The 20,072-nt window shown below is 40.5% G+C and carries 20 protein-coding genes; 14 read left to right on the forward strand and 6 right to left on the reverse strand.

From position 1 onward, the window contains the following. Window positions 1-60: 60 nt before the first annotated feature. The 7 genes from malK to QSJ46_RS00485 all read left to right on the forward strand — a co-directional run bounded on the left by malK (window position 61) and on the right by QSJ46_RS00485 (window position 9,041). The gene (gene malK, locus QSJ46_RS00455; RefSeq protein ID WP_047203303.1) at window positions 61-1,659 is read left to right on the forward strand and encodes a malate sensor histidine kinase MalK; all 1,599 of its coding nucleotides are present in this window, start codon (window positions 61-63) and stop codon (window positions 1,657-1,659) included. Further along, window positions 1,652-2,359 carry a response regulator gene (locus QSJ46_RS00460; protein WP_024423307.1) on the forward strand — a complete coding sequence of 236 codons (708 nt, stop codon included), beginning with the start codon at window positions 1,652-1,654 and terminating at the stop codon, window positions 2,357-2,359. The genes malK and QSJ46_RS00460 overlap by 8 nt, the downstream gene beginning before the upstream one ends. Window positions 2,360-2,750: 391 nt before the next feature. After that, the gene (locus QSJ46_RS00465; protein WP_048237317.1) at window positions 2,751-3,833 is read left to right on the forward strand and encodes a BMP family lipoprotein; all 1,083 of its coding nucleotides are present in this window, start codon (window positions 2,751-2,753) and stop codon (window positions 3,831-3,833) included. A 159-nt stretch (window positions 3,834-3,992) separates the two neighbouring features. Beyond that, a complete protein-coding gene (locus QSJ46_RS00470) occupies window positions 3,993-5,528 on the forward strand; it encodes an ABC transporter ATP-binding protein (RefSeq protein ID WP_047203304.1) in 1,536 nt (511 codons plus the stop codon). Further along, the gene (locus tag QSJ46_RS00475; RefSeq protein ID WP_047203305.1) at window positions 5,521-6,567 is read left to right on the forward strand and encodes an ABC transporter permease; all 1,047 of its coding nucleotides are present in this window, start codon (window positions 5,521-5,523) and stop codon (window positions 6,565-6,567) included. The genes QSJ46_RS00470 and QSJ46_RS00475 overlap by 8 nt, the downstream gene beginning before the upstream one ends. Further along, complete coding sequence (locus tag QSJ46_RS00480) at window positions 6,568-7,527, forward strand: ABC transporter permease (RefSeq protein WP_047203306.1); 960 nt, start codon at window positions 6,568-6,570, stop codon at window positions 7,525-7,527. A gap of 176 nt (window positions 7,528-7,703) precedes the next feature. Then, window positions 7,704-9,041 (forward strand): 2-hydroxycarboxylate transporter family protein, encoded by a 1,338-nt coding sequence (locus tag QSJ46_RS00485; RefSeq protein WP_047203307.1) that lies wholly within the window; start codon window positions 7,704-7,706, stop codon window positions 9,039-9,041. A gap of 74 nt (window positions 9,042-9,115) precedes the next feature. Here QSJ46_RS00485 and QSJ46_RS00490 read toward each other — a convergent pair whose 3' ends face one another. Continuing rightward, window positions 9,116-9,325 carry a hypothetical protein gene (locus tag QSJ46_RS00490; RefSeq protein WP_024423313.1) on the reverse strand — a complete coding sequence of 70 codons (210 nt, stop codon included), beginning with the start codon at window positions 9,323-9,325 and terminating at the stop codon, window positions 9,116-9,118. Window positions 9,326-9,544: 219 nt separating this feature from the next. Between QSJ46_RS00490 and QSJ46_RS00495 the strand changes: the two genes are divergently transcribed. From QSJ46_RS00495 to mnhG, 7 genes are read left to right on the forward strand one after another with little or no spacing between them, the layout of a single operon-like run. Next, a complete protein-coding gene (locus QSJ46_RS00495; protein WP_285604134.1) occupies window positions 9,545-11,950 on the forward strand; it encodes a Na+/H+ antiporter subunit A in 2,406 nt (801 codons plus the stop codon). Further along, window positions 11,947-12,378, forward strand: a complete 432-nt coding sequence (locus tag QSJ46_RS00500; RefSeq protein WP_039181111.1) for a Na(+)/H(+) antiporter subunit B — start codon at window positions 11,947-11,949, stop codon at window positions 12,376-12,378. The genes QSJ46_RS00495 and QSJ46_RS00500 overlap by 4 nt, the downstream gene beginning before the upstream one ends. Beyond that, window positions 12,378-12,719, forward strand: coding sequence for a Na(+)/H(+) antiporter subunit C (locus tag QSJ46_RS00505; RefSeq protein ID WP_024423316.1), 342 nt, complete (start codon window positions 12,378-12,380; stop codon window positions 12,717-12,719). The genes QSJ46_RS00500 and QSJ46_RS00505 overlap by 1 nt, the downstream gene beginning before the upstream one ends. Further along, window positions 12,712-14,190, forward strand: a complete 1,479-nt coding sequence (locus QSJ46_RS00510) for a Na+/H+ antiporter subunit D (RefSeq protein ID WP_047203309.1) — start codon at window positions 12,712-12,714, stop codon at window positions 14,188-14,190. The genes QSJ46_RS00505 and QSJ46_RS00510 overlap by 8 nt, the downstream gene beginning before the upstream one ends. A 6-nt stretch (window positions 14,191-14,196) precedes the next feature. Then, the gene (locus QSJ46_RS00515) at window positions 14,197-14,676 is read left to right on the forward strand and encodes a Na+/H+ antiporter subunit E (RefSeq protein WP_024425941.1); all 480 of its coding nucleotides are present in this window, start codon (window positions 14,197-14,199) and stop codon (window positions 14,674-14,676) included. Next, the gene (locus tag QSJ46_RS00520; protein WP_039181117.1) at window positions 14,676-14,957 is read left to right on the forward strand and encodes a Na(+)/H(+) antiporter subunit F1; all 282 of its coding nucleotides are present in this window, start codon (window positions 14,676-14,678) and stop codon (window positions 14,955-14,957) included. Before QSJ46_RS00515 ends, QSJ46_RS00520 begins: the two co-directional genes overlap by 1 nt. Then, a complete protein-coding gene (gene mnhG, locus QSJ46_RS00525; protein ID WP_024423320.1) occupies window positions 14,941-15,315 on the forward strand; it encodes a monovalent cation/H(+) antiporter subunit G in 375 nt (124 codons plus the stop codon). Before QSJ46_RS00520 ends, mnhG begins: the two co-directional genes overlap by 17 nt. 94 nt (window positions 15,316-15,409) lie before the next feature. Here the strand turns inward: mnhG and QSJ46_RS00530 are convergent, their stop codons facing one another. From QSJ46_RS00530 to QSJ46_RS00550, 5 genes are all read right to left on the reverse strand, one after another. Next, window positions 15,410-15,799: a hotdog fold thioesterase gene (locus QSJ46_RS00530; protein WP_047203310.1), complete on the reverse strand. Its 390-nt coding sequence runs from the start codon at window positions 15,797-15,799 to the stop codon at window positions 15,410-15,412. Between the two features lie 23 nt (window positions 15,800-15,822). Beyond that, the gene (gene comA / locus QSJ46_RS00535; protein WP_024423322.1) at window positions 15,823-16,464 is read right to left on the reverse strand and encodes a two-component system response regulator ComA; all 642 of its coding nucleotides are present in this window, start codon (window positions 16,462-16,464) and stop codon (window positions 15,823-15,825) included. Between the two features lie 80 nt (window positions 16,465-16,544). Continuing rightward, window positions 16,545-18,857 (reverse strand): ATP-binding protein, encoded by a 2,313-nt coding sequence (locus QSJ46_RS00540; protein WP_126682267.1) that lies wholly within the window; start codon window positions 18,855-18,857, stop codon window positions 16,545-16,547. A 57-nt stretch (window positions 18,858-18,914) separates the two neighbouring features. Further along, the gene (locus QSJ46_RS00545) at window positions 18,915-19,082 is read right to left on the reverse strand and encodes a competence pheromone ComX (RefSeq protein ID WP_285604135.1); all 168 of its coding nucleotides are present in this window, start codon (window positions 19,080-19,082) and stop codon (window positions 18,915-18,917) included. After that, window positions 19,079-19,993, reverse strand: a complete 915-nt coding sequence (locus QSJ46_RS00550) for a polyprenyl synthetase family protein (protein ID WP_126682268.1) — start codon at window positions 19,991-19,993, stop codon at window positions 19,079-19,081. Before QSJ46_RS00550 ends, QSJ46_RS00545 begins: the two co-directional genes overlap by 4 nt. Window positions 19,994-20,072 lie beyond the last annotated feature (79 nt).

Raw genomic sequence — 20,072 nt, forward strand, 5'->3', positions numbered from 1 at the left:
CTTACATTTTCCCGTTAAAGTATTACTGTTACGAAAAAATCGTGCGTTAGGGGTATACTCGTGAAAAAAACTTTAAGACTGCAAACACGGCTGACGATCTTTGTGTGTATCGTTGTCCTGATCTCCCTTTGTATCACATTCTTTACGATATGGTCGGAAACAGCCAAGAACATTCATCAGCAGGAGCGTGACATTGCTCTCTCTACTGCCAAAATGGTCGCAGAGGCTCCGATCACAGCACAATCATTAGAAGATCATTCATATTCAGCATTACGAAAATATACAACAAATGTTCAGCAAATCACCAAAACCGAATTCGTTGTCGTCATGGATATGAAAGGTATTCGCAAAACACACCCGAATCCGCAGAAGATTGGGAAACGGTTTGCCGGCGGTGATGAAAAAGCAGCTTTACAGGGGAAAGAACATATTAGTACGGCTTCTGGAACACTCGGCAGATCCATGCGTGCTTTTGTTCCTGTTTATGATCAAAATGGTAAGCAGCTCGGGGCTGTGGCCGTAGGGATTACGTTAAAGGAAATTGACTTGATTATTCATCAAAGCTTACTTCCACTCTACTTCGTCACATCACTCAGCCTCCTATCTGGCATCATCGGGGCACTCATTGTGGCAAGAAAAGTGAAGAAGATTATGTTTGGACTTGAGCCGGATGAGATTGCCACATTGCTAAAAGAACGAAGTGCCATGCTAGAATCAACAAAAGAAGGGATTCTTGCCGTCGATCAGCACGGTCAAATCAAGCTGGCCAATGCAGAGGCAAAACGACTCTTTCATAATATGGGCATTATGGTTGATCCTAGAGAACAAGATGTTCAAACTCTCCTCCCTTCAAGCGGCTTAAAACAGGTCATTGAAACACGCAAGCCACTGCTTGATCGTGACGTGAGAATGAATGGACTGGAGCTCGTTTTTAATGAAGTACCAATTACAGTAAATGATGAGATTGTCGGGGCCATCGCCACCTTCCGTGACAAAACAGAAGTCAAACACCTGGCTGAGCAGCTTAGCGGGGTCAAAATGTATGCGAATGCCCTCCGTGCCCAGTCACATGAATTTATGAACAAGCTTCATGTCATTTTAGGTTTGGTCCAGCTCAAAAACTACGATGACCTTGGTACCTACATCAAAGATATTGCCATTTATCAGCAAACGGAAACAAATGAAATCATCAACCATGTGAAAAACTCTGTTTTAGCAGGATTTTTACTAGGAAAACAAAGCTATATCAGGGAACAAGGCGCTTCCTTGGAGGTTATTTGCAGCACACAAGTGCCAAATACGGAGGACCCGGCAGTGACGCATGACCTCATTACCGTGATCGGCAACCTGTTAAATAATGCACTCGATGCGGTTTCACATACTGAGACGAAAAACATCTCGATCTCCTTCAGATACGTTCAAGAGCAGCTACACATTGAAATCACGGACACAGGTGTTGGTCTCACAAAAGAAGAACAAGACATCATGTTTGATCAAGGCTTTTCAACTAAAGGAGAAGACCGAGGTTTCGGACTCTACTTCGTTGACCAAAGCATCAAGAAATTGAATGGACATATGATTGTCACGAGTGAAAAAGGAGAAGGAACGACCTTTAGTCTCCGCATTCCGTATAAACAAAAGGAGGATTCACATGATTAATGTGTTAATAGTAGAAGATGATCCAATGGTTGGGGAGCTGAACAAACGCTACCTTACCCAAATCGATGGCTTTGAGTTAAAGGGAATTGCCACCTCTTTTCAGCAGGCGCTTGAAGTGTTAAAAACAGAAGTCATTCACCTCGTACTGCTCGATATTTATATGCCAGGTCAAAATGGGCTGGCATTACTAACAGAAATTCGCCAGCAAAATCATGCCGTTGATGTCATTGTCATTTCGGCTGCAAATGAAGTGGACGTTGTTCAGCAAACGATGCGAAACGGAGCGGTTGATTATTTAATCAAACCTTTTGAGTTCGAACGATTCCAATCGGCACTGGCAGAGTATAAACGGAAACACGCCCTGTATCAATCCATGAACAGCATTTCGCAAAATGATTTAGATGCGAAGCTTTTTCATAAAAAAGCAGAGGCGGAAAAAGTCCTCCTGCCAAAAGGCCTGACCAAAAGCACACTCAAACTCATCTGGACAAGCATTCAATCATTTGGACAGCAGGCTTTCACGACCGAAGACCTAGCCAATCATACAGAAATCTCTCAAGTCTCCATTAGAAAATACTTGAAATTCCTTGAGGACATCGAAGTGGTGGATGTTGAAATGGCTTATGGGACAATTGGACGTCCTGTTTTCCAATATAAACTGAACACGAGCAATATGAATTTGATTCAGCAATATCTTTAAACTGTTACATCTGACCTTCACGAAAGGCCAGATGTTTTTTTATGGCATACGATGTAACAAACCCCTTGATATCAGTGGTTCTACTGTAGTAGAGCACATCACAAAAGCGGCATTATATCATATTTCAACAGATAAAAAGACATCAAATAAAGCCAATTAACATTTTTTTAAAAATAAAACAAATTTCTATTTATTTATTCGATCGGAAATGATAAATTATGATTGATTAGTTCAACGAGATATAAGTCTGATGTCTTACATCTTCTCTCCTGCCCTCCATAAGTTTCATGAGAAAGCAGGATAAAATACCCTCTTTAGGGTGAGAAGAGATAGATCGGTCTTTTTTCGCGAGACTTTTCTGAAACTTTTAAATTTTATAGGGGGTTATGTTTTGAAGAAGCGCAAAATTGGACTAGCATTGTCCTTAGTCGTAGCAGCAGGAACCATCCTTGGAGCATGCGGCAACTCTGGCTCAAACAGCGGTGAAAGCAAAAAAGATAAAGATCAATTCACTGTTGCAATGGTAACTGATGTCGGTGGTGTCGATGACAAATCGTTTAACCAATCAGCTTGGGAAGGTTTACAAGCATTTGGGAAAGACAACAATCTAAAAAAAGGTAAAAACGGCTTTGATTACTTACAATCTAAATCAGATGCTGACTATACAACAAACTTAAACACACTTGCTCGTGAGAAATTCGACCTGATTTACGGAATTGGTTTCTTAATGGAAGATGCTATATCTGAAATTGCGGATCAACGTAAGAAAAACCACTTTGCTATCGTTGATGCAGTCGTGAAAAAAGACAACGTGGCTAGCATTGTGTTTAACGAAAACGAAGGATCATTCCTTGTGGGTGTTGCGGCTGCTCTTACAACAAAATCAAACAAGATTGGTTTTGTCGGCGGCGTTGATTCTGAATTAGTCAGAAAATTCGAAGTCGGTTTCCGCGCTGGTGTTGAAGCAGCGAACCCAAAAGCAAAAGTTGAAGTGAAATATGCTGGTGCATTCGATAAGGCTGACATCGGTAAAGCAACAGCTGAAAGCATGTACAAATCTGGCGTCGACATCATCTATCATGCTGCTGGCGGCACTGGAACTGGTGTCTTCACAGAAGCGAAAAACCTGAAAAAAGCGGATCCTAATCGTAAAGTTTGGGTCATCGGTGTAGATAAAGACCAGTATGACGAAGGAAAAGTACCTGGAACAAAACAAAGTGTCACTCTTACTTCTATGGTTAAGAAAGTAGACACAGCGGTACAAGACTTAACAACGAAAGCAAAAGAAGGTAAGTTCCCTGGCGGCGAAGTGATCACATACGGTCTGAAAGAAGGCGCTCTTGACATCTCTCCATCTAAGGAAAACCTTGATAAGGATGTATTAAAGAAAGTGGAAGAATGGAAACAAAAAATCATCAAGGGCGAAATCAAAATCCCTGCAACACGTGATGAATTAAAAGATTTTAAAGCTTAATTTGAGCATCGGGATAAGCGCGCCTTATCCCCTTGCCTCTCCTTTACCTCCTCTTTATTCGTAAAAGGTGGTAAAAGAAAAGCTGCAGCCTTGTTTTGCAGCTTTTCTTTTGCTAGTTTTTATCTTCATCAGCACCCTAAAAAAGGAGCGGTTAAACCTGTGGATTATGTCATTGAAATGTTGAATATACGCAAAGAATTCCCTGGCATTGTAGCAAACGACAACATTACGCTGCAGCTAAAAAAGGGCGAAATTCATGCGCTGCTTGGTGAAAACGGCGCTGGAAAATCAACGCTCATGAACGTGCTTTTCGGACTGTACCAGCCTGAAAAAGGTGAAATTAAGGTGCACGGAAAACCCGTGACCATCTCTAGTCCAAATGATGCTAGTGATTTAGGCATCGGAATGGTGCATCAGCACTTTATGCTTGTCGATACCTTTACTGTCGCTGAAAACATCATTTTAGGTAAAGAGCCAAAGAAGTTTGGAAAGATTGACAAAGAACAAGCCATACAGCAAGTACAAGAGCTTTCTGACCGCTATGGTTTGAAAATAGATCCTGCCGCAAAAGTATCTGACATCTCTGTCGGTATGCAGCAGCGTGCAGAAATCTTAAAAACACTTTACCGCGGCGCTGATATTTTGATCTTCGACGAACCAACGGCCGTTTTAACACCTCAAGAAATCAAAGAACTCATACAAATTATGAAAAACTTAATTAATGAAGGCAAATCCATTATTTTAATCACCCATAAGCTGAAAGAAATTATGGATGCCTGTCATCGCGTGACCATTATCCGAAAAGGTCAAGGCATTCGTACACTTGATGTGGAAAGCACAAATAAAGACGAACTTGCAAGCCTCATGGTTGGTCGTGAAGTGTCATTTAAAACAGACAAAAAAGCTGCTTCTCCTGCTGAGGAAGTTCTTGAAATTCAAGACCTCACAGTAAAAGACGCCAGAGGAATTGAAGCGGTCAAACAGTTGAACCTGTCAGTGAAGGCTGGCGAAATTGTTGGAATTGCTGGGGTAGACGGCAATGGCCAGTCTGAATTAATTGAAGCCATTACCGGTCTAAAAAAATCAGAATCTGGCACGATCATGCTAAACGGGAAAGCCATTCAAAATCTCCCGCCTCGTAAAGTGACCGAATCTGGGATTGGACATATTCCTCAGGACCGTCATAAACACGGACTTGTACTCGATTTTTCAATTGGAGAAAACATTTCCTTACAAACGTATTATCAGCGTCCTTATTCAAAATTCGGCTTATTGAATATGAAGAATATTTATCAAAAGGCAAAACGAATCATTGCGGAATATGACGTCAGAACACCGAGTGAATATACAGAAGCGCGCGCCCTGTCAGGCGGTAACCAGCAAAAAGCCATTATCGGCCGTGAAGTGGACCGCAATCCTGATTTATTAATTGCCGCTCAGCCGACACGAGGACTTGATGTTGGTGCGATTGAATTTGTTCATAAACGTCTCATTGAGCAAAGAGACTCTGGCAAAGCCGTTTTGCTCATCTCCTTTGAGCTTGATGAAATTATCAATGTTAGTGATAAGATCGCTGTCATTTTCGAAGGCAGCATTGTGGCCATTGTTGATCCAAAAGAAACAACAGAGCAAGAGCTTGGCCTATTAATGGCTGGAAGTACGCAACAGGAAGTGGGGAAAGAAGCAAATGTCTAATCGCTTAACAAATCTGCTGATTCCGCTTATAGCCATTGTACTTGGTCTTTTGGTTGGGGCCATTATTATGCTGGCAAGCGGTTATAGTGTCATCGAAGGCTATGGCGCCCTTTGGAATGGCGTTTTCGGTGAAACCTATTATATGGGAGAAACCATCAGGCAAGTGACACCTTATATTTTATCAGGTCTTGCTGTTGCCTTTGCATTTCGGACAGGCCTGTTTAATATCGGTGTCGAAGGTCAAATGCTTGTTGGCTGGGTAGCTGCTGTATGGATTGGAACAACTGTCCATGCACCTATGTATATTCATCTGCCGCTTGCACTCATCACCGCAGCTGCTGCAGGTGCATTATGGGGCTTTATTCCCGGGTTTTTAAAAGCTCGTTTTTATGTGCATGAGGTCATCGTCACCATCATGATGAACTACATTGCCCTTCATGTCACAAACTATTTAATCTCAAATGTCTTAACAGATAATAAAGATAAAACAGATAAAATCGATGCCACTGCCTCTCTTCGCTCTGGATTTTTTGAGCAGATCACTGATTTCTCCCGGATGCATAACGGTATTTTTGTTGCCATTATTGCGGCGGTCGTGATGTGGGTCATTATTCAAAAAACTTCTAAAGGGTTTGAGTTACGAGCTGTTGGAATGAATCAGCAGGCATCACAGTATGCTGGCATGAACGTTCGCCGCAATATCATTTATGCGATGCTCATTTCAGGTGCTTTTGCAGGTCTTGCAGGAGCTATGGAAGGCCTTGGTACATTTGAATATGCCTCTATTAAAGGCTCGTTTACAGGCGTAGGTTTTGATGGAATTGCCGTCGCTTTATTAGGTGGAAATACGGCTGTTGGTGTTGTCCTTGCTGCATTATTGCTTGGTGGATTGAAGGTCGGTGCATTAAATATGCCGCTTGAATCAGGCGTACCGACTGAGGTTGTTGATATTGTCATTGCGATCATCATTCTTTTCGTCGCCTCAAGCTATGTCATCCGTCTTGTGATTCAACAAATGAAGAAAAAGGGGGGAAAATAAGTGGGATTTCTGCAAATTCTTGAAATCATCATCCCAGCTACACTTGTTTATGCTGCACCACTTATTTTAACCGCTCTTGGAGGCGTCTTTTCAGAAAGATCAGGTGTTGTCAATATCGGTCTTGAAGGTTTGATGGTCGTCGGAGCATTTTCCAGTATTATCTTTAACTTATTTTTTGCTGATACGTTTGGAGCCTTGACCCCGTGGCTTGGGCTTCTCGTCGGAATGGCCGTTGGCGGATTGTTCTCACTGATTCATGCAGTTGCGACCATTACCTTCCGAGCTGATCAAACGGTCAGTGGTGTGGCCATTAACATGCTGGCACTTGGCGCTACACTGTTTGTCGTAAAACTAATTTACGGAAAAGCACAAACTGATAAAATTACAGAGCCTTTCTATAAAGGAGATATTCCCCTTTTAAGTAACATTCCGATCATTGGTGATATTTTCTTTAAAGATGTTTATTATACGTCCATACTTGCTTTAGCCCTTGCGGTGGTTGCATGGTTTGTTTTATTTAAAATGCCGTTTGGTCTTCGTCTTCGTGCAGTTGGAGAGCATCCAATGGCAGCTGATACAATGGGAATCAAAGTGTACCGGATGCGTTATATCGCTGTCTTCATTAGTGGACTGTTTGGCGGTCTGGGCGGGGCTGTTTATGCGTCAACCATTTCGCTTGATTTCTCCCATGCCACCATTACTGGACAAGGCTTTATCGCACTAGCTGCGCTTGTATTCGGTAAATGGCATCCATTTGGCGCAATGGGAGCTGCTTTATTCTTTGGATTTGCTCAAAGTTTAAGCATCATTGGTTCTCTCCTGCCGCTGTTCCAAGATATACCGAATGTGTATATGCTCATAGCACCATATGTGCTCACCATCTTAGCACTTACTGGCTTCATCGGACGTGCCGATGCACCAAAAGCACTTGGTACACCTTATTTAAAAGGAAAACGATAAATACGATGTATGATCAATCCCCTGAAGGACAAACTATCTTCAGGGGATTTTTGTATGATAAAAAACTCAAAAACTCCTGTTTATTTTACTTTTATTACACTTATTTTAGTTTAATAAATAGATGAGTGTCACAGAATCTTCTACAATTGAGACAAATAGCATTTGGGGGTGTTTATGTGGCTAATGCACAACAATTGAAATCGATTACAGACGATTCTGACAATAATAAAAGCGTTTTCCGTAAGATCATGTCTTGGAAAATTGGTGTTATTGATCTACCTGTGTATTTAGTACTTGCAGCGATTATTTTAACTGCCGCTTATTTTAATAAAATTCCAGCAAATATGCTTGGTGGTTTCGCTGTTATTATGATTTTGGGGATTTTCCTTGGAGATGTAGGACAACGTATTCCAATCTTAAAAGATATTGGTGGACCGGCGATTCTTTCTTTATTCGTACCATCGTTCCTGGTCTTTTTTAATGTTCTAAATCCGAACTCATTGGAAGCGGTTACGTCTCTTATGAAAACGTCGAACTTCCTTTACTTCTATATTTCTGCTCTTGTAGTAGGTAGTATTCTTGGGATGCAGCGAACTGTTTTAGTACAAGGCCTTATTCGTATGTTTGTCCCTCTGGTTGCAGGTACAATTGCAGCTGTGAGTGCTGGTATCCTTGTTGGCCTTTTAGTTGGTTACACACCGCATCATTCATTCTTCTTTATTATTGTACCGATTATTGCCGGTGGTGTTGGAGAAGGAATTTTGCCATTATCTATCGCTTATTCACAAATTCTAGGTGTATCAGCAGAGTCATTAATTTCTCAATTAATTCCTGCGGCTGTCATTGGGAACGTCATTGCCATTATCTGCGCTGGCGCAATGAAGAAGCTTGGTGAGAAACGTCCTGAACTGAACGGGAATGGCCGTCTTGTGAAATCTAAAGAAGCAAACGAAATTTTCGAGCAGCCAGATATGGATGCAAAAGTTGATTTCGGTTTAATGGGTGCTGGTGTACTCGTTGCTTGTACAACCTTCATCTTTGGTGGTTTGTTAGAAAGCTTTGTTCATATTCCAGGTCCAATCTTAATGATTGTTCTTGCTGCTTTAATCAAATACTTAAACGTGATGCCTCAGCATCTTCAAAATGGCTCACAGCAGTTCTACAAGTTTGTATCAAGAAGTTTTACATGGCCGCTAATGGTTGGTCTTGGTATTCTATACATTCCACTTGATGATGTAGCAACTGTCATCTCAATTCCATTCGTATGCGTATGTATCGCTGTTGTACTCGCAATGGTTGGTTCTGGTTACTTCGTTGGAAAACTAATGAACATGTATCCAGTAGAATCTGCTATTGTCACTGGCTGTCACAGCGGACTTGGCGGTACTGGTGATGTTGCCATTCTTTCAGCTTCTGGAAGAATGGGCCTTATGCCTTTCGCACAAGTATCTACAAGACTTGGCGGAGCAGCAACTGTTATCTGTGCAACGATCTTACTCAGAATGTTTAGTTAAACTACCACACATAAAAAGCATGAGCTCTCACATGAGCCCATGCTTTTTTTATATTTCTTTTCTCCTATAAGTTCTTATTCATCAGCTAATACAATTCGTAAATACTCCCTGGGCTGAAAAGGATACAGCTTGGTTTCTTGATAGCTCATGTGAAGAAGATGCTCAGAAAACAGCGGCCATTCACTCCCGGCCTGCCACCTTTTTTGATCATTTCGATCAATCAAGAATGCTCCTCCTAAAATCGTGCAGAATAGGCTTAAGCTGATGGCGATCTTTCGTTTCATTTGATCAGCTCCTTTAAGAAAAGCATGTACGAAAAACAAAACAATATACAATGAGTGTCATTTTTGATAAAATTATTTTTGTGGTCAAAAGAACCTAAAACAAGTACAGTTTGCTTGAAATCGTTTCAAACCAATGCACTATGGCTGTATTTACGCTATAATTTTAATTACCAGTTCTTTAGAACGTGAATTTATATTGATCAAAGGAGGTTCATTTTCTTGCAACTTATTCACTTCGCCATCCTATCACCTTTTTTACTCGCTTTTGTTGTACCTTTCCTTTACAAATATGTGAAGCGTATACATACAGGATGGTTTGTTCTCATCTTGCCGATTCTTTTATTTACCTATTTCATCCAAATGTTACATATCACTTCGAATGGACGAAAGCTTTTCTCACAGGCTGAATGGATTCCATCTTTAGGGATGAATTTCACTGTGTATGTCGATGGTCTCAGCCTGTTATTTGCTTTATTAATTACAGGTATCGGCGCACTTGTGGTGCTGTACAGTATTTTCTACTTATCAAAGGAAAAAGAACAGCTTGGCTCTTTCTATACGTATTTACTCATGTTTATGACCGCGATGCTGGGTGTCGTTCTTTCTGACAACATGGTGGTTCTATACTTGTTTTGGGAGTTAACGAGTATCTCTTCCTTCCTCTTAATTGGGTATTGGTATAAGCGGGAGCGCTCTAGGTATGGAGCAACGAAATCACTGCTTATTACTGTTTTTGGCGGATTAGCTATGCTTGGTGGCTTCATCCTCATTTACCTGATTACTGATTCATTCAGTATTCGTGAAGCAGTCAATCAGCTTCAGCTCATTATGGCATCACCTTACTTTATCCCTGCTATGATCCTAATCTTACTAGGTGCCTTTACGAAATCAGCGCAGTTCCCATTCTATATCTGGCTGCCTGATGCAATGGAAGCACCGACCCCTGTGAGCAGTTATCTGCATTCTGCTACGATGGTGAAAGCCGGTATTTATCTTGTTGCCCGCTTCAGTCCAATCTTTGCTATATCAGAGGTATGGTTCTGGACCATTTCCATCGTTGGACTTGTCACATTATTCTGGGGATCATTCCACGCCGTCCGGCAAAACGATTTGAAAGCCATTCTGGCCTATTCGACAGTGAGTCAGCTCGGCATGATTATGCTCATGCTTGGCGTCGGCGCAGCTGCGATTCATGAAAACAATCCTGCCTTTTTTGGCGCAGCCATTCTTGCAGCTATTTTTCACCTCATTAACCATGCTACGTTTAAAGGAAGTCTCTTTATGGCAGCAGGTATTATCGATCATGAAACAGGGACTCGTGACATTCGGAAATTAGGCGGATTAATGACGATCATGCCGATTACCTTCACTATTACGTTAATCGGTACATTTTCAATGGCCGGATTACCGCCATTTAACGGTTTCTTAAGTAAAGAGCTATTTTTCACAAGTATGATACGAATTTCTGACATCAGTTTTACGGACGTTTCAACATGGGGTGCTATCTTCCCAGCACTTGCTTGGCTCGCTAGTGTATTTACGTTCATTTATAGTATGATGCTCCTCTTTAAAACTTTTAGAGGCCGTCTGAATATAGACCAATTGGAGAAAAAACCGCATGAAGCACCGATCGGCATGCTCATTCCGCCAATCATTCTAGCTGCACTTGTGGTCACCTTCTTCTTTTTCCCTAATATTCTTGCCTATTCTGTCATCGAACCCGCAATGGCGGCGATCATTCCTGAAGCGATTGAAACAGGAAGCCGTTTTTCTGTGAAAATTGAAGCATGGCATGGCTTCCAGCCAGAGCTCTATATGACAATAGGTGTTGTTGTACTCGGCACAATCGGCTACTTGACGCTTTCAAAATGGCGTCCAATGTACAACATCTTTAAGGAAAAATGGTCATTTAACGCTTTATACGACCGCTCTCTTATCGGTTTGGAAAAAGGGTCATACCGCCTGACAAACAGTTATATGACTGGTTTTCTTCGTGACTATCTTGTCTATGTGTTTGGGTTCATGATTATCGTCATTGGCGGCGTCATGTTTTATCAGCAGGCCTTTTCATTTCAAACAGATCAGGCTGCCTCAATTGGCACGTATGAGGTGATTCTTTCACTTGTGATGGTGGCGGCGACGATTGCAACAGTATTCGCAAGCTCACGATTAACAGCTATTATTGCTCTAGGTGTCATGGGATACACGCTGTCATTATTCTTCGTGATTTTCAGAGCACCTGACCTTGCGCTGACGCAGCTGATTATTGAAACGATTTCTGTCGCACTGTTTTTGCTTTGCTTCTATCATTTACCGAAGCTGAGCTTAAAGCAAAAAACGAGAAGATTCAAAATGACCAATTTCATCATTTCATTAGGTGTTGGGGTTGTTGTCACTTGTCTAGCTTTCGCTTCCACAAGTCAGCAGTCACTTGATACCATTTCAACTTACTTTATTGAAAACAGCTACAAACTTGCTGGCGGTGACAATATTGTCAATGTCATTCTTGTCGATTTCAGGGGCTTTGATACCCTTTTTGAAATTACTGTGCTCGCCATTGCGGCACTTGGTATTTATGGGTTATTAAAAACACAAGCAAAACGGAAGAGAGGTGTGCGGCGATGAGAAAGATTGATACGAATGATATGCTTTTGCAAGTCACAACAAAAATCACAGCATTCATCATCTTGCTCTTCTCCCTTCACCTATTTCTTGCGGGGCATAACAATCCTGGCGGCGGATTCATCGGCGGCCTGATGAGTTCTGCGGCTGTCGTTCTTCTGCTTTTAGCCTATGATCTGAAAACAGTAAGACGCATTTTGCCTTTTGACTTTATTTATGTAGCTGGAGCCGGTTTGCTCGTTGCGATCCTGACAGGTATGGGATCCTTTCTATTCGGTGCACCTTTTCTATCACATGCATTTGATTATTTCCAATTACCGTTTTTAGGAAAAACAGAACTAGCGACAGCCGTCCTGTTTGATATCGGTGTGTATTTGGTCGTTGTCGGTGTCACCATGACCATTATTCAAATGATTGGAGAGAAGGAATAATGGAATTTCTAATGTCTATTATCGTCGGAATTATTTTTATGGCAGCGACCTATTTGATGCTGTCAAAAAGCCTTCTGCGGGTCATCGTCGGTACTGCTGTTTTGAGTCACGGCGTCCACTTGCTTCTTTTAACAATGGGCGGCTTAAAAAAGGGAGCGCCTCCGGTTCTAAAAGAGGGGCTCACATCCTATGTAGATCCATTGCCACAAGCACTAATTTTAACAGCCATTGTCATTGCTTTTGGTGTGACATCCTTATTACTTGTCATGGCCTTCCGAGCCTTCCAAGAGCTGCGAACAGATGACATGGATCAAATGAGAGGAAATGATCAGCATGAATAATCTCGTGATCCTGCCTATATTAATTCCATTACTAGCTGCTACACTATTGATTTTTATGAATAAAAATATCATGCTGTCAAGAGTTTTTAGTGTCTTGGCATCTCTTTCAGCCATTATATGTAATGCATATTTGGTTCAAACGATTTTCACAAATGGGATACAAACCCTTTATTTAGGCGGCTGGAAAGCACCATTTGGGATTGCCCTTGTCGCCGATCAATTTGCTGCACTCCTTGTGCTGACTGCTTCCGTTGTCGGGCTTGTGACAGTCCTCTTCTCCTTTCAAACGATTGGGAAAGAAAGAGAGCGGCTCTTCTATTATTCTGGCGTGCAGTTTTTGTTAGCTGGCGTGAGCGGAGCCTTTTTAACGGGAGATATATTCAACCTGTTTGTCTTCTTTGAATTACTGCTGATGGCATCTTATATGCTCATTGTATTAGGCGGATCAAAGCCTCAGCTTCGTGAATCACTCAAATATATTGTGTTTAATATCATCTCGTCGGCATTATTTATTGTCGGAGTTGCCTGCTTATATGCAGTGACGGGTACGCTCAATATGGCTGATTTAAGTGTGAAAATAGCTGAATCAGGGCAAACAGGGTTAATCACTGTTATTTCCATCCTGTTCCTCATTGTATTCGGCTTAAAAGCTGGGATCTTCCCGCTTTATTTCTGGCTGCCAGGATCGTATCATGCACCGCCAGCAGCGATTTCAGCTCTTTTTGGGGCTTTGCTCACAAAGGTTGGCTTATATGCGATTGCCAGAGTCTTTACATTAATTTTTATACACGATACAGGCTTCACCCATACACTCATGGCGTGGCTTGCCGCACTGACGGTGATATTCGGTGTGATAGGTTCGATCGCCTATTCTGATGTGCAGAAGATTGTGATTTATAATATTGTCACAGCTGTTGGTGTCATTTTGTTTGGATTTGCAGCCAACACACCTGCATCACTCCAAGGAGCTATTTATTATCTCATTCACGACATGGTGATCAAAGGGGCTTTATTTATGCTGGCAGGTGCCCTCTTTGTGTACGCTGGTACAAACCAACTGAAAAAAATGGGCGGACTGATTCAATCTCAGCCTCTATTAGGATGGATGTTTTTCATTTCGGCTTTATCGCTGGCAGGAATTCCGCCGCTGAGTGGCTTTGTTGGAAAACTAAAAATTGTGGAAGGTGGATTTTCTGCTGGATACATGACGTTTTCTATCTTGGTCTTACTGTCCAGCCTCCTTGTCCTCTACTCTATTATGAAGATTTTCATGTCCGCATTTTGGGGCGAGGAACAGGATAAACGCAGAAGAAAGCCGTCAATTAAAGGAATGGTGTATCCTGGCGTACTGCTTGTCGTCTTATCGCTTGCTATTGGGTTAGGGACAGAGTTCATTGCCCCTTATATCAATCAAGCAGCGGAAATGCTCTCTACACCAGAAAAATATATTCAAGCTGTGCTGAAGGAGTAGATGAACATGGCCTTTCAAATATTACTAAACGCTCTCCTCGCCTTTACATGGATGTTTATGAATGATACATACAGAGCCGCAGACTTTGTATCAGGTTTTGCATTAGGGATGATCGCCATTTTTATGCTGCGGCGATTTTTCCCGCAGCGTTTTTACGGCTATGCCCTTTATGCGATTTTCAAGCTTATCATCATTTTTATTCGCGAGCTGCTTCTTGCCAATTTAAGTGTATTAAAGACCGTATTATCTCCAAAGCTCACGATTAAACCCGGAATTTTCGCCTTTCGTACGGATTTGAAAACAGATTGGGAAATCACCATACTGGCTAATATGATTACATTGACACCAGGAACACTAGTGATTGATATTTCCGACGATCGTTCCATTTTATACATTCATGCGATGGATATTGAGGATGCTGAAAAAGCCATTCACGATATCCGGGTTTCATTTGAGAAAGCGATTCAGGAGGTGAGCGGTAAGTAATGGAACTCATTTTGCAAATTTCACTTGGCATTCTTGCGCTGTCTACCTTGCTTTTTGTGATACGAGTGATCAAAGGGCCCTCTATTCCTGATCGTGTGAGTGCGCTTGATGCGATAGGAATCAATTTAATTGGGATGACAGCCATCGTTTCAATTTTACTGAAAACCACTGCATTCTTTGAGATTATTTTACTGCTCGGTATCCTTGCCTTTATCGGTACTGTTGCTTTTTCCAAATTTCTTGAGAAAGGGGAAGTGATTGAAAATGATCGTCATCGCTAAAGCCATCGTCATTTTCTTTATCCTGCTAGGCGCTATCCTCTGTTTGATTTCAGCTATTGGTGTCCTTCGACTGCCGGATGTTTACACACGTATGCATGCTGCATCAAAAGCATCGACACTTGGCGTTGTTCTGATTTTAGTAGGTGTGTTTTTTCATGAATGGTTTCTTGCAGGCGTTATTTCTGCAAAAATCCTTCTCGGCATCGTATTCATCTTCCTGACAGCACCAGTCGGCGCACACTTAATCGGAAGAGCCGCCTACAATACTGGTGTTAAGCTCGACAAACGCAGTGTACAAGATGATTATGGCGGTTTCCGTAACTTTGTAATTAAACGAAAAGAAGATTCTTATTTATAAAAAGCGAAAAAAGAATGGCCTGATATGTTGGGCCATTCTTTTTTTATCGCTCAACGTGCATATAAAAAAAGCTTCCGCTGCACCGGGAGCTTTTTTATATGCGATCAATGACAGCAAGTGTGCATCTGGACGTACAGATGTGCCGGTCTCGATCATCTTTTATATCGATTTGAAATACCATTGTACGCCGTCCTATATGCACAGGAACAGCTGTCGCTGTCACAACTCCATCGCGTACAGATTTTAAATGATTGGCATTGATTTCAATACCTGAGCAAACTTGCTGTGTTAAGTCTAAATGAGCCGCAGCCCCCATGCTCGCCACTGTTTCTGCTAGAGCAGCAGATGCTCCTCCATGCAGTAGTCCAAATGGCTGTTTTGTTCTGTGATCGACTGGCATTGTTGCAACGCATCGTGATTCATTGCACTCTACAATCTCAATGCCTAGTGCCTCAAGCAGTGTATTTGATCCGCTCACATTCATTAAGGCCCTCTCCCTTCACACGTTTACAGCACACTTTCAGACTTGGCAATTAACACCGCTTCTGTACGAGATCCAACATTCAGCTTATTAAAGATGGATGTCAAACTGTACTCAATTGACCGTTTGCTCAAATGAAGCACATCGGCAATCTCCTGGTTCGTGTATCCTTTTTCCACTTCTCTAAGGATCAAACACTCCCGTTCCGTTAAGAGATCGTGGTCAGTCTGCTGCGCTTGTTCTGGCTTTTCTTGCTGCTGTGAAATCAATTTCTTTAAATAGGACAGCTGAATGACAACTTCTCCTTGCAATGTCCGGTGTATGTATTCAATAATTTTGTCTTTCGTCTCTGTTTTACTAATTGCACCGTGTAATCCAGCCCGAATAGCCTCTTCAAAATAATCATCTACTTCATACCCTGTATAAATGATAATTTTCACTTGATGGTTGGTTTCTAAAATTTGTTTCGCTATGTCCATTCCATTGATATCCCCGAGATTTAAATCCATTAAAATCACATCATAGATGGAAAAGTCATGCGTCTTTAAAAAGGCGGCTTCTGCATCAGGACTTAAACAATCGACTGATAGCTGCTGGTCTGATTCTAATATGCTTTTTGTCCCTTCCATGACAGCCGGATGATCATCAATGACCAATATCTTCTTCATGTCTTCCTCCCTTTAAATCACTCACTTCCATTTTATATAAAAGACTTGGCTGATGCCAAGTCTTAATCCTTAATAAATGGTTACAATTCCATTTCAATTTTCACCTTAAGCCCTTTCCCCGGGGCTGTGTGAATTTGAAGCTTTCCATTTAATGCTTTGACTCGTTCTCTAATTCCCGAAAGCCCCATGCTCATTGTGTGCTGATCAAGATGACTTGCATCAAAACCGACTCCATCATCCTCATAGTGAAGAACAACCTGATCTTTAATACAAATCAGCATCACTAACACTTGAGTGGCTTTAGAGTGCTTCAGGGCGTTGGATAACAACTCCTGAACAATTCGGTAAATATTCAGCTGTGAATCAATATCAATGTCCAATTCTTTATCAAAGCGTGTCGTATTCAGCCTAATATGAAACGGTGCTTCCTCCTGAATTTGAGAAGTCAGCTTCGATATCGCCTTTACTAAACCTAAATCATACAGCAGCTGAGGCCGAAGCTCATGACACGTTTCTCTCGTCGTTTGAATCACTTTGGACATTTGATCATTCCATGAGATAAGCGAATTTTCAATAGATGTCGGGCATTGGTTATTTTGGAAATTCGTTAAAAACATTTCCGACTGCCTTTTTAGTGATATCAAGTCCTGCAGCACGGAATCATGAAGATCTCTCGCTAAATCTGAACGCTGCTTTTCTTCCATAGCAAACATGATTTTCTTCAGCCAGGCAGGATTGGCCTCGCGCTGTTTCAAATCGTCAAGATGCTCCATCAACTCTTCGATCTTGACGACATTTTCTAAACTGACACTGGTGTAAAATGCCAATGTTTTCAACCAAGAAATCTCATCACGCGACAATTTCGGTGTCCGTAAATTAGATAAACAGCAAATCACAAAAGAGTGACCGCCCCGCTCACCAATTTTCATCATGAATCCTTTATCAAGCGCAATGATTTTTCCAACTTCACCTAAAATATCTTGAAATTGATCCACATACTCTTTCCATAGCTGGCTTTCTTCTATTGATTCATCAATTTCAACAATTTGTCCATCTGCCTTCACTTCAAGCACAAAGGCTTTGTTCACAACAAGTACTTCTAAGATGGTGTATTTTAAATGATACAATACTTGATGGAGTGATGACGCCTCACGAATGAGCTGTGTAAATTTAAATACACTATCCTGATAATTATGCTTCTCTGAAAAACGCTTCAATCGAAAACGGAAATCTAGAATTTCTTTGAAATAAAAAACAGCCAGCATGAGAGTATAAGTGATTAATGCGAGCTTCAGTGTGTACTTCAAATCTTCTGGTTTTTGCAGAATGTAAAACGTGACTACAACGAAAATGGTTGGTGTAATGGCTAGAAAGCCATAGTATCTCAGTCTACTAATTAGAAAATCCATATTGTAAAGTTTGTTCGTCATAAATTGGTACACGAGTGAAAAAGGAATTAACAAAACGATAGACGTCAGGATAAAAGGATCAATCAAATACTTATCAAAAAATACATAGGGAATAACGAAAAATAAAATAAATGGACTGAACGACAAAACATTTATAATAGCAAAAAACTTTAAAACTGAACCATGTGCTGTTTTTTTATATCTCTTCATGCCTCTGACTATTAAATAAAGTGCTACTAAAACTGTTCCGAAAAAAAACAGCAAACTGATGCTTGGAACATATTTTCTCAATTCAGATGACACCGAAACTCCACTATGTACTGCAAGATTAAAAATAGGTATTAAGTATAAGCACCTGATTAGTTTTGAGTTCGTTAAGTGCACATCAAATTCTTTGAAGTATTGATAGATAAAATGAATATATAAGATGGATACACTCGATAAACACAATAAGAGAACATAATGGCTAAATCTATCACCAATTCCTGAAGTACCTGCACTCAGATATCCAACACAAATTGACAATAAGAATAAAATTAATAAAAATGCAGATTTTCGTTGCGGCTCTTTGTTGATTTTAATAATAAAAAAGATACAGAATAAGCATATTGAATATAGAAGAAGAGGGATTAAATAGATAAATAAGCTTTCTCGACCAATCAATGTTTTATTTTTAAGTGATATAATTTGGTTTCCTCTTTGAATATCAATTCTTTGTACATTTCTAAGCTTACCATTAATCATATGATCTTGAATTAAATTAGATTGTCCGTTTATTTTTAAAATAATATCTCCTTCTTTTAACCCTGACGAATAAGCTAAAGAAAGATATTCAACGTCAACAACTTCCGTTTGACCATTTTCATTCTTTTCTACACGTGCACCATTAAAAATATCAAATACATAGATATATGAAATATAGATCACAAATAAAAAAGACAAAAACACAAGAAATGTGGACAATTTTGTATAGGTAAGCTTCATGTTTAAAACATCCTTAAGAAAAGATCATTAAATAATCATACAGGTTGGATCTTAAAATTAATACTCCCAGATGTATTTCGCACTCATGTATCCTTTTTCTACACCTTTTATAATGGCTGCGGTTGTTTGTGCATCTGCATGAATTAAACTTGCATTTCCAGATTTCAATTCATTGATCACAACTGGGTTCTTCATTAGATGTGCAATGATATTTTGAATGTTCAATCATTGCCCTCCTTTGTCATAAATGCATATAATTGTTCCTTCTTCGTTTTAGGTAAATCAAGTTGTTCAATTCCTCGCTTCATTTTTAACAGCATAATCTCTCTCATCGATACCATGTACTGAGTCAAACCAGCTTCAAGTAATTTCTGCTTCAGTTGAAACGGCTTTTGCTCTGACTCATCCAGCCGGTTAGAAAAGAAGGAAAGAAGCTCTTGACTGGCATCGTTAAAACGTCTTTGTAAATAACTGAATGCCAGCGTTTGTTTTTTTTGAAAATCTCCGTTTGATTTTGAAAATAACGCAAAAAAATCGTTACTGATCTGTTCAGCAACACCATAATATATCGAATAAGATTCCACAGTGGCGTTTATTTTTCCTGTCGCTAAATAAACACCCAGTACGCTAGAAAGAGCTGTTAAAGATCCTGATTTTCTCCTTAAAACCTCTACACACTCTTCTTCTGTTCCATGCAAATGACGCAAATCCTCGTGCTGCCCTTCCATTGACATTTTGATGAAATGGAACAATTTCTCTATTAGTTGAGAATTATTTTCACATATTGATGTGATGAATTGGATACTCACCGTATACAAATACGTAGATGCATTGATGGCCACTCCTTGGTCGACGTTCATCCAAGGATACGAATCATTGTCCTGATCTTCAATATCATCTAATATATCGGCAGATAAAATGAGAAGTTCAATCCCTGCTGCCAGTTTTGAAATCGCTTGCTTGTCTTGTCCGCCAAATGCCTCATAATGCTGGTAAGCCAATTGACCAAGAGGAAATTCTTTTTTTCTATCTGTAAATTTCAGAAGCAGCTTTTGTAAATCATTCTGCCTGACTGCATGTTGAATAAAATCAGACATATTCTGCTTGATTTTTGTATTCTCTAGATAGTTTAGCATACTCGATCTTGTACCTCACCCTTTCGTCTTTTATTTTACTAAAAAGACATGAGCAAATGTCCACTGACATCGCTATTTA

It is taken from the genome of Bacillus sp. YKCMOAS1, assembly GCF_030268125.1.
Classification (GTDB): domain Bacteria; phylum Bacillota; class Bacilli; order Bacillales; family Bacillaceae; genus Bacillus; species Bacillus safensis.